The 10,078-nt window shown below is 35.4% G+C and carries 9 protein-coding genes; 5 read left to right on the top strand and 4 right to left on the bottom strand.

What is annotated here, in order from left to right; genetic code table 11:
• Positions 1-314 (top strand): hypothetical protein (locus tag P278_RS16535; RefSeq protein ID WP_235444307.1); only part of this gene is annotated, 314 nt, incomplete at its 5' end.
• Positions 315-929: 615 nt separating this feature from the next.
• Here the strand turns inward: P278_RS16535 and P278_RS16345 are convergent.
• The gene (locus P278_RS16345; protein WP_038269129.1) at positions 930-2,888 is read right to left on the bottom strand and encodes a putative porin; all 1,959 of its coding nucleotides are present in this window, start codon (positions 2,886-2,888) and stop codon (positions 930-932) included.
• A 300-nt stretch (positions 2,889-3,188) separates the two neighbouring features.
• Between P278_RS16345 and P278_RS16340 the strand changes: the two genes are divergently transcribed.
• The 3 genes from P278_RS16340 (at position 3,189) to P278_RS16330 (ending at position 7,063) form a co-directional block, all read left to right on the top strand.
• Positions 3,189-3,785, top strand: coding sequence for a ribonuclease HII (locus P278_RS16340; RefSeq protein ID WP_038269127.1), 597 nt, complete (start codon positions 3,189-3,191; stop codon positions 3,783-3,785).
• 46 nt (positions 3,786-3,831) lie between these two features.
• Positions 3,832-6,291 (top strand): hypothetical protein, encoded by a 2,460-nt coding sequence (locus P278_RS16335; RefSeq protein ID WP_038269199.1) that lies wholly within the window; start codon positions 3,832-3,834, stop codon positions 6,289-6,291.
• An 85-nt stretch (positions 6,292-6,376) separates the two neighbouring features.
• Positions 6,377-7,063 carry a TapB family protein gene (locus P278_RS16330; protein WP_038269124.1) on the top strand — a complete coding sequence of 229 codons (687 nt, stop codon included), beginning with the start codon at positions 6,377-6,379 and terminating at the stop codon, positions 7,061-7,063.
• 10 nt (positions 7,064-7,073) lie between these two features.
• On the opposite strand, the gene lipB is transcribed toward P278_RS16330, so the two are convergent.
• From lipB to P278_RS16470, 3 genes are all read right to left on the bottom strand, one after another.
• Positions 7,074-7,790: a lipoyl(octanoyl) transferase LipB gene (lipB, locus tag P278_RS16325; RefSeq protein WP_038269121.1), complete on the bottom strand. Its 717-nt coding sequence runs from the start codon at positions 7,788-7,790 to the stop codon at positions 7,074-7,076.
• Positions 7,791-7,936: 146 nt separating this feature from the next.
• A complete protein-coding gene (locus tag P278_RS16320; RefSeq protein WP_038269118.1) occupies positions 7,937-8,686 on the bottom strand; it encodes a hypothetical protein in 750 nt (249 codons plus the stop codon).
• Between the two features lie 15 nt (positions 8,687-8,701).
• Complete coding sequence (locus tag P278_RS16470; protein WP_082436193.1) at positions 8,702-8,860, bottom strand: YqaE/Pmp3 family membrane protein; 159 nt, start codon at positions 8,858-8,860, stop codon at positions 8,702-8,704.
• Positions 8,861-8,978: 118 nt separating this feature from the next.
• Between P278_RS16470 and P278_RS16315 the strand changes: the two genes are divergently transcribed.
• Positions 8,979-10,040, top strand: coding sequence for a helix-turn-helix domain-containing protein (locus P278_RS16315; RefSeq protein ID WP_038269115.1), 1,062 nt, complete (start codon positions 8,979-8,981; stop codon positions 10,038-10,040).
• The last annotated feature ends 38 nt before the right edge of the window (positions 10,041-10,078 follow it).

Below are 10,078 nucleotides of genomic sequence, written 5' to 3'. Positions count from 1 at the left end.
CCCAAAACCAAAGTTTTTTCAAAGTAATTTATACCCGGTTTATTTCTAGCTCTTTACATCCAAAATTATTTTTGAAATTATCATTGACATGCTTTCCGAACGCCCATATTCCTCGTAGTACGCATATACCAACAACACATCACGACGCTACCATCCATATACTATATATACTTTATATATACCGTATCCATACTGTTGCACCGGGCCTGGACAACTTTAAACGAGTTGTAAATCTTCTTTTAGCAGTTAGTAACGTATCAGGTGGAAGGCTGGAAACGAACAATGACCTTAGAATTAAAGATGAACTCACATAAACTATATAATGAACATCCTTAGGGGAACCATACCTTACACATACTTTATCTATACTGTATCCATACTGTTGCACCGGGCCTGGATACCTTTAAACGAGTTGTAAATCTTCTTTTGGCACCTATAAACTCATCAAATGGTTTGCGTAAAATGAATAAGGACCTTAGAAATGAAGTTGGACACATATATTTTATATAAGGAACATCTTTAAGGCAACCATACCTTATCCATACCTTATCCATACTTTATATATACTGTATCCATACTGTTGCACCGGGCCTAGACAACTTTTGATGGCAAGGAAATGTTCTTTTAGTACTTATAAACGCGTAAGATGGATGGTTGCAGACATATCATGATTGCAGTTATAAAGGTGGACAACTTATATAATATATAAAGAATGTACTTGGCATGGTCCTCCACCCCCAAGGTTTATCTATATGGGATCTTCATCTTAACCCTGGGTGAAGCCTACTTTAATATGATGTTATGTCAATGCAAACATAATTGAACCGATCCTGAAACATATATATGGAACTACTATTTCACATTGCATCGCAGGGTGTGCAATTCAAACCGAAAACAGACGTATTCCTGTCTTTATATAAGCGTCTTTTTTAAGAGAAGAAATTCCACACCAAACCAAATCGGATTATGAAGTCACGATATGGATAATCAGGAGCAGAATAAAAGTTATATCCTGAAAAAGAGGAATTAAAATGTTCGGCTTTTAAATAGATTCTTGTTTGACGTACTTTGGCATTAATAAAGAAATCCAACATTGGGAAATTCCCTATTTGTTCCTGATCCTGTACATAAAACTCTCCTAAGAGCGGACTATAAGCATTCGCTTTGTATTCGGTAAAATATTTAAACGTAATACCGGTTTGCAGAAACATGGCTTTTTTAAACACGTGATCCGAAAAATAGAATGTATTTCTGGTTACGAGTTGAGGCACGTTTAAAACCTCATCATCCTGAGCCACCTCCTGATACATTACTGTATTATACAAACCAAATTTTCCGAACTTCAGATCTTTGGTATATTTTACTTTCAAATAGTTAATGGTATTCTGGTATTGTAATGGTTTTACCTGAAATGTTTCATCGACGGTTGCCGGCTCCTGGTAAAAATAGGTATAATCATCGATTACGCTGTAAGAGGCATTCAAGGACCCGAAACGTTTCGTTTTAAAATCTACAGAAAGACTTTTATTCTTTTCGGTATTGAAGTCACTTCTGTTATCCCAATTGTAATCTTTATAATCGCTTTGATAAAGCAGGAAATTGAAGTCTGGTGATGCTGATACAGATTTAATTGTAGCGGCTATTTCATTTTCATTATCGAAGACATAGCCTGCGCTTCCTTTAAATAGATTCCCTCCTAAATCACCATAAACACTTGCACCTACCTCAGCGTTCAGATAAAACCCTCCGATTTTCTTGGTCCATTCGGCACCATAAGAATAATCTTCCCCTTTCATCTGATTTGGGATGGTCTGGTCTTGAGTTACCACAATACTATTGAAATAGTAATTATAGGCGTATACACTATTAGACACTGTTATGTTTCCAAGTAACCTACTTTTGTAATCAAGTCGGATTTGATTTGAAAAGGACTTTAGTCTAGCCCTGTCATTTAAACCTGAGGATTGGAAAGCCTCTCCAAAGTAGCTATCCTGACTATCTTGTCGAAATTCGTAATACTTGGTTTCATAGTTAAGTCTGTGTCCCAGTGTAAAAGAATGATCGGGATTATTTTCCTTGTTTTCTACGATCACATATTCCTGATCTAAGAAATACCGTTTCCCTAATAAAAAGTTTTCTGCATTTTCAAAATTAACATCCATCCTGGAACGATCTACAAATTCCGGATTCCCGGATTCAAACTGATCTCTGTTTGCAATACCTCCGTTTTCTTCATTTAAAATATCCTGAGAGGTAAAGTGCATTCTTAAATTATACCTTTTATCTTTAGAAGCATAGCTGGTAATAAATCTAAAATTACCGGTACTTGCTAATATATGCTGGTATTTACCCAATGAGCGTAATCCTTTATAGGCTATTGCCATATTGAATTGTCTCGAGGTATTCAGGGTGATAAATGCATCTAATAACTGACCTTGTTCCATGGTAGTTTTAAAAAACAAATCAGTCATTGGTGTTGGTACATGGTAATAATTAATATCCTCCACTTCCATATAATTGAAGTGTTTTGCTCTGGCTCCCAATCCTGGATAAAAGTTATCCGAAGGCGATGCCAAGGCTAAAGAGTTATAGGTTTGTCCGAGATTCGAAAACGGTAATAACTCAAAATTATCTTTACGCAGGTAGTTGTATTTGTATTCCTTTTTAACGCTAAGTGTCGTATCGAGGAATGTTGTATCTCTATCTAGTGTTATAATTTTATAATCCTGGATTACTATTTGATCGGCCTGATTTTTAGCTTGATCAGCGGGCAACTTTCGGTTTTGAGCAGCCCTGGGAGTTCTATCAGTATTTCTTTGAGGCTGAACTTGAGCAACTCCAACAGTAAATGATAAAACCAATACAATAAAAACTATAACCTTTTTCATTAATTATATGCTGTTTGCGGCAAAGGTATAGTTTTTAACGAAAATTGCTATCGTATATTATAAATGAAAAAATTGATCTTAAAGGTTCTTTTGTGCCCTTTAGAGAAACTTCATTTGCAGGCGGCATATTGCTATCATATTTACTAAATTTGACTTTTAGTTCCTGTATGGCTATCTTTTTCCTGTCGGGATCAACAAAAACCTTTTAAACTAAATGACTTACTTTTACATAATACCATCAATTTTTTGCGGTACTTGTATTTCCCTTCAATTTAGCAACCCTAAAGATTATCTTCACAGATGTTAAAACTATCCTATTCTGATGGCATTGAAGCTGGCACGGACGAAGCAGGTCGAGGATGCCTGGCGGGACCTGTTACTGCAGCAGCGGTTATTTTACCCAGTAATTTCAAAAACACTATCATCAATGACTCCAAACAATTATCTGAAAAAAAACGCTTACTTCTTCAACCCATCATAGAAGATACGGTTAGTGCTTTTGCGGTTCAGCATATATTTCCGGAAGAGATTGACAAAATCAATATTCTTAACGCTTCTATTCTGGCCATGCATAAAAGTTTAAGCAAACTCCAAACTAATCCTGAATTTATTATTGTTGATGGAAACAAGTTTAAACCTTATGGCGACATAAATCATGTTTGCATCGTAAAAGGGGACAGTAAGTATTTAAGTATTGCTGCCGCTTCCATTTTAGCTAAAACCTATCGGGATGCTTATATGGAGCAAATACATGAAGAATTTCCTATGTATAACTGGAAACAAAACAAAGGATACCCAACGAAAGAACACCGTGAAGCTATCAAGAAATATGGCATCACAAAATACCACAGGAAATCTTTTAGATTATTACCTGAACAATTAACACTTGATTTTTAAGTTTATATTTTTGCATATATTCATTATAGCAACAAAAAACGAATTCATGAAAAAAAGCCTGTTTCTTCTCATTCTTAGTATTATTTTAAGTTGTACTGCTGAAAAAAAAACTCGCAATAATCTAATCGACTATATTCCTAATAATGTATCTGCTGTATTAATGACATCGGATTTACAGCTTTTTATCAACGACACCAAGAACAATGATTTCATAAATGCGATTTCCGGAGATCTCTTACCTCAGGATCTTGAAGAGAAATTAGGTTCGTTAAAGCATATCCACCCAAAAACACAAGCTTTTGTAGGAGTTTCAGAAATAGGCACCAAAAATTTTGAGTATACCATAATAACCAGGGAACACGAAAACATCATCAAACTTGATTCTACAAAGAACGATTCGATTAAAACCATTTCTTATGAAGGCACCAACATTTCATCAACTTCTATTGATGAACAGCCTATATACTACGCTACCTTAAACAATAATGTCTTTATAGGTTCATCGTCTCAACTTATCATTGAAAATGCCATTCGAAATGAAGGTACTCAAACATTGGATACTGAATTCTTAAAACTCTATGAGATTTCACAAGGTAATAGTCAGGCTCATATTTTCATAAATCATACTAAAGGAAGTCATTTAATATCTCACTTATTCCGGAAAGACATCTTTAATGATATCAAACATTTTGGAGACTGGACTTCTTTTGACGCTACTTTAAATCAGAGTGAAGTGGTTTTTAATGGAATAACGGTGTCATCGGATTCCTTATCCAACACCCTTAATGCTATTAAAAACACCAAGCCTATATCCAGTAGCATGCCTAAAATAATCCCTATAGAGAACGATTATTTTTCAGCTTCTACTTTTTCAGATTACAAACAATTTAACTCCAATGCCACTCCTACATATAAATCCAAAAGAACTGACTCATTATTTAATTCTGTCACGGAGGTTGCTACCATAGGAATTAACAATTCGAAGATCGTTATTTTAAATTCTGTAGATTCGAATGATCTTTTCCAAAACCTTCAAAAATACATTGATGAAAAAACGACGTTCAGAGAGAAAAACATCTATTCTTTAACAAGCACCTCCCTTATCAATGATTATTTCCATCCTTTAGTAAAAGGCTTCGAGGCTACTTATGCTGCAGAGATCGATAATTTTATTGCTTTTGGAGGTTCAATTAAGATTCTAGAAAACCTCATCAGCAACTATCAAAACAATGCGGTCATTGAAAACGACCCTGCATTTAAAGACCTTAAAAGTAATTTAGCGGATGCTTCTTCTTTGCTATGGGTAGGCAATTTGAACAAGCTTAACGATTCAGAGCTTATATATAGTGAGGATTTCAAAAAACAAATTTCCAAGGCACAAATTAAAGGTTATAAATATTGCGCTTTACAATTCATTGCTGAAACAGACTATGCTCATTTCAATGCCATTTTAAAAAAGAAATCGACCAAAGCAGCGGTTAATATGATATCGCAGGTGTACAGCACTAAGCTTAATGCTCCGGTTTTAACGAATCCTCAATTTGTAATCAATCACAGGTCTAAACAAAAGGAAGTAATTGTTCAGGATGAGCAAAACAACCTTTATTTAATTTCAGCTGATGGCAATGTCCTTTGGAAAAAAGAGTTGGATGGAAAAATTCAGGGATCTGTCGATCAGGTTGATTTATACAGAAATGGACGACTTCAGCTAGCGTTTGTTACCACCCATTCCTTTTATATTATTGACAGAAATGGCAATGATGTCTCTCCATATCCATTACATTTTAATAACCCGGTAACACAGCCACTTGCTATATTTGATTATGACGGTAACAAAAAATACAGATTCCCTATTGTTCAGGGTAATATAATTACCATGTACAATCGCGAAGGGAAGAAAGTAAATGGATTTGTTTTTAATAAAACAACATCAAACATTAGTGATCTTCCTAAACATTTTAGATTCGGCAAGAAAGATTACCTGGTATTCAAAGAGGAGAATGGCACCCTGCACATTTTACACCGTACAGGAAAACCAAGAATCAAGGTAAAGGAAAAAATAGATTTTTCATCGAATAATATTTTTGATTATGAAAATAGTTTCAGTACTACTACCAAAGGAGGTGATTTGCTTCAAATCACGCAAAATGGCAAAATCCGTAGAGAAAGCCTTGCCCTCTCTGATGGTAATTTAATAGATGCTACTTCAAAAACATTGGTTACACTTTCTGAAAATGAGCTTACTATAAAAGGGAAGAAAGTGGAGTTGGATTATGGTCTCTATACTGCTCCGAAGATCTTTTACATTTACGACAAAATATATGTAAGTGTAACGGATACTCAAGCGAATAAGGTCTATTTATTTGACAGTAATACCGATTTACTCCCCAACTTTCCTATTTACGGAACTTCGGCTATTGACTTAAACGACATCAACAATGACCGAAAAATTGAAATCACGGTAAAAGGAGAAGACGATAGCATACTGGTATATAGAATCAATTAATAAAAGGGAATTAACCCCTTGAAATTGGAATGATTAACAGCGAAATTTGTACCTTTAAGTCGCTATTAATCAATCAATCAACGTTATGTTAACCAATTTCTATATTTGGGTGTTGCTGTGGACTTATTTTAGTTTTGGCCCTGACACCCCGAACGCTCCCGGGTGCAGTAAATATTACCCCATGGAAGAGGGGATAAATTTTGAAATCACAGTATACGATCAGAACAACAATCCAAATGCATTATTGGCCTATAATGTAGTTCTCACAAATGAAAACACAGCAGTTTTCATGACTGAGCTACAAAATCCCGAAGGAGAACTCATTGCAATATCTGAATACGGTATGTCATGTAATGGCGATGGAGTAGAAATTGACTTCAATGCCATGATGAGTGCTGAGCTTATTAAACAGTGCGATGGGAAACCTATGAAGATGCGTGGAAAGAATATCCATTTACCCAACAATCTGGAGATAGGACAAAAACTTCCGGATGCACAGATGGAAACTTCCTCATCTGTTAAAAACGACTCGCTCAATCTATCCATTAAAATGATCAACAGAAAGGTCGAAGGAATGGACACTCTGATTACCTCAGTAGGGACTTTTAAGTGTGTGATAGTGAGTTATGAAACTGAATTTAAATCTGGTGGTAATAAAATCCACTATTCTAAGGAATGGTTAGCTGAGGGTGTGGGACTTGTAAAAAGCGAAGAATATGATGCCGACGGGAAATTAATCAGCCGCAGCATGCTTACTGATTTTCATAAATAAAAACCAGGGGTTAGACCCTGGCTTTTTGTTTTATAAATTCTACTTCAAAGCGTTCTTTGAAGTGAGTTAATATTTTCTCTTGTACTTCGCTCATGGATATTTCGGTTTTACCCAGTTCTACATTCAATGATGTTACTGCTTTTCCTTTAATACCGCAGGGCACAATATTATCAAAATAACCAAGGTCGGCATTTACATTAAGGGCAAAACCGTGCATGGTTACCCATCTGCTAGCTCTTACACCCATAGCGCATATTTTACGTGCGAAAGGAGTTCCTACATCCAGCCAAACACCTGTCTCCCCTTCTGAGCGCTCTGCTTTTAAACCGTAGTCAGCCAGGGTTAAAATGATTACTTCTTCTAAAAACCTAAGGTATTTATGAATATCTGTAAAAAAGTTGTCGAGGTCAAGAATAGGGTAACCTACAATTTGTCCCGGACCATGATAGGTGATATCCCCCCCACGATTAATTTTATAAAAAGTAGCTCCTTTTTCCTGTAATTGATTTTCATTGAGTAAAAGATTCGCCATATCGCCACTTTTTCCCAGTGTGTACACATGAGGATGTTCGACAAATAAAAAATAATTAGGAGTTTCTAATTGCGTTCCTTCCCTCCTGTTCTTTATTTTCAGGTCTAAAATATTCTTGAAAAGTGACTCCTGATAATCCCAGGTATCTTTATAATCTTTTAAACCTAAATCTTCTAATACGACCTTTTTATTCATAGGCTACAAAGATAATACATATCCCAGTGAAAAACCTTATGAACGATCATTAACCTGGCAGCATCAAATTATTATCCCGGATTAACGAAAAAAAGGAGCTTTAAGAAGCTCCTTTTAGTTGTATATGTACGATTGAAAACTCAAATTTATTTTTCAAGAGTCACTTCCAGGTCTAAAATTTTAGGATCTTTCATATATTCCATAAAGCCAGCTTCCAGGATTAATGTTTTGCCATCGGCACTCAGCATTGCTTTATCAGAAGAAACTGATTTTATTTTTTTGGGGAAGTGATATTTCAGTGTATAAGAAGAGCCTGATAAAAACATATTAGCTTCCCCCAAGCTATCTATGGTTTGTTGAAGCAGGGCTTCATCCACAATAGTTGTAATTCTGCTAAACTTTCGTCCATTAAACTTATAGGCCACTTTGGAGGCATCACTATTCGCTCCAAAAGCAGGATCGGTTTTCATCTGTTTTCCTTCAGAGGCTCCTTGTAATTTATTAGCTTCATGAAAAGCATCGAACACATCTCCCAGTTCCTTAACCGAATTAAAGTTGGTAAACATTTCAAACTTCATTTCTTTGGTTTCGGGATTCATGAGCATATGCATAGCGAACCGTTCCAGTTTTTTAAGTTTTTCCTGCTCTTCTTTGGGTAATTTGGAAATACTATCTTTTTTTTCTTCCAGGATATCTTTAAAATAGAAAGTAGAATCAACAGCTTTTTTATTTTCTTTTGCCAATTCATCTCCTGCCATTTCCATCAATTCCGAGCCATCAAAATTTATTGCAATCTTACCACTACCATCTTGATTAAGGTACATTTCTTCAGTAAAATTGCATGAAGTTAGCAGGCATGAAGCGATCATCGCTATTGCTAAAAATAATTTTCTCATTTCTTCGATTTAGATTTATCTATTAGGGTTGTTTAAAATTATTAAAGCTGCTATAACTCCTGGTACCCATCCACAAAGCCATAGGATAAAAACAATAATGATCGAACCGCACCCCTTATCTAAAACAGCCAGGGGTGGACAGATAATGGAAAGTAATACGCGCCAAAAACTCATGATATAAATATAATTTTGATTGATGTACCTGATAAGACACCATCACCTCCGTTTTGTTACGCTAAAATAAAAAAACCTTGCTCTTAATTATAATAAAAGATTTATTAGTTTAGTAATCATGAAGAATGCATTCTACATATTCCTATTATTTAGTTTGTGCTATACTCCTGACATCGCTGCTCAGTATAAGTTTTCAGGTGTTATTGATCAATCGACCTGGAGTGATAACGTATACCTCTCGATCATTGAAGATTACAGGCAAACCTCCGGAGTTTATACAGAACAGATAATTGCCAAAACGAAAGCTGACTCTTTGGGTGTTTTCAGTTTTACCGGGAATCAATTGAGCAATGAAAATAGCATCTACAAAATTCATGTTGACAATTGTTATGAAAATACAGAGACTGATAATCATTTTAATGGTCATTGTAACAATAGCAAACAAATATTATTTATAGCAAACAATAGAGACACCATACAACTTCCATTCTCATTTGACAATGAAATGTTTTGCGAAATAGTTTCGACGAATCCGAAAACGGAATCACTTTTAAAAATCGATTCGGTAGTGGACGAAATGAAATATGCTTATAGTCGCTACTCCAGTGAAGCTAACAGAAAGTTAAACAACAAAAAGTGGTTCTCAACGCTTCAGGATTTTGGAGCACAGTTGAACGAACCTTTAGCTGAATTATATATTTATTCATTTCTTTCGAGTCGAACTCATGATTTCCACCCTTATTACATTGAAGATTTAAGAGAAAACAATTATTACCAGGAACTGCTCTTACGCCTGGAAAACAGCTATCCTAATTCGCAGTACACTCACCAATATGCTACGGAAGTGAAGGCCGATAAATATATGTTAGCTGAAAATCCGGATTCTAAATTCAGTTGGTCTTATATTATATATGGCCTGCTAACGCTTTCTTTGATAACAAACGTCCTACTGTTTAGAAAGATCAAGCATAGTAACCAGCTAAACACAGATCGATTAGCCGCTCAATTAACCACCCAGGAACACCGGGTATTGGAGTTGATTTTAGACAATAAAACAAACAAAGAGATTGCCTCAGAAATTTATGTAAGCCTGAGTACTGTAAAAACACACATCAACAATATTTACAAAAAGCTCAATGTACGGTCCAGAGATGAAGTAAAGGCTATCATCAACAAATAATTTAAAATTCCACCGGGGGACTAATACCCTTTTCAACC

This window comes from Zhouia amylolytica AD3, from assembly GCF_000511935.2.
Classification (GTDB): Bacteria; Bacteroidota; Bacteroidia; order Flavobacteriales; family Flavobacteriaceae; genus Zhouia; species Zhouia amylolytica.
The sequence above is the reverse complement of the archived record's forward strand: the minus strand, read 5'-3'. Positions and strand labels throughout refer to the sequence as shown.

Bases quoted from the DNA above. Each gene is read 5' to 3' on its own strand.
- P278_RS16470 (WP_082436193.1), bottom strand. From the start codon at position 8,860: ATGAGTTTTTGGCGCGTATTACTTTCCATTATCTGTCCACCCCTGGCT.
- P278_RS16320 (WP_038269118.1), bottom strand. From the start codon at position 8,686: ATGAGAAAATTATTTTTAGCAATAGCGATGATCGCTTCATGCCTGCTA.
- P278_RS16330 (WP_038269124.1), top strand. From the start codon at position 6,377: ATGTTAACCAATTTCTATATTTGGGTGTTGCTGTGGACTTATTTTAGT.
- P278_RS16340 (WP_038269127.1), top strand. From the start codon at position 3,189: ATGTTAAAACTATCCTATTCTGATGGCATTGAAGCTGGCACGGACGAA.
- P278_RS16345 (WP_038269129.1), bottom strand. From the start codon at position 2,888: ATGAAAAAGGTTATAGTTTTTATTGTATTGGTTTTATCATTTACTGTT.
- lipB (WP_038269121.1), bottom strand. From the start codon at position 7,790: ATGAATAAAAAGGTCGTATTAGAAGATTTAGGTTTAAAAGATTATAAA.
- P278_RS16315 (WP_038269115.1), top strand. From the start codon at position 8,979: ATGAAGAATGCATTCTACATATTCCTATTATTTAGTTTGTGCTATACT.
- P278_RS16335 (WP_038269199.1), top strand. From the start codon at position 3,832: ATGAAAAAAAGCCTGTTTCTTCTCATTCTTAGTATTATTTTAAGTTGT.